Annotated in this window: 1 protein-coding gene; it reads left to right on the top strand. The window is 66.8% G+C overall.

The features are described from left to right. A partial coding sequence (locus ACI0FO_RS29440) for a hypothetical protein (RefSeq protein ID WP_416032097.1) occupies positions 1-428 on the top strand: 428 nt, incomplete at both ends.

The raw sequence follows: 428 nt of genomic DNA, 5'->3' as shown, positions 1-428 counted from the left end.
GCCACCGGCGCGCACAACAGCGTGATCGAAGCCTCCGGCACGACCGTCACCGGTTCGGTCAGCGTGTCGGCGGAAGCCGGTATCGCCGGCGTCAGCGTCGGCGGCCATGATGTCACCAACGCTTCCACCACCCCGGTCGTCATCACCACCGGCAAGGGCGTGCTGACCATCACGGGTTACGACGCCGCCACCGGCAAGATCACCTACTCCTACAAGGAGACCGGCGGCGCCGACGACCACTCCGCGGGCGAGGACGCCGTGCGCGATATCTTCCAGGTCTCGGTCAAGGATCTGGCGGGCCAGACCCACAGCGATGACCTGGTCATCCAGATCATCGACACGGCACCGGTTGCCAAGGACGATGCCGCCGGCACCGTCACCGAAGATGCGCCGGCCAACAGCCTGAGCGGCAACGTCGTGGACAACGA

The sequence above is a fragment of the Achromobacter marplatensis genome, from assembly GCF_049060505.1.
Classification (GTDB): domain Bacteria; phylum Pseudomonadota; class Gammaproteobacteria; order Burkholderiales; family Burkholderiaceae_B; genus Achromobacter; species Achromobacter marplatensis_A.
This window is presented reverse-complemented; position numbering and strand designations above follow the sequence as displayed.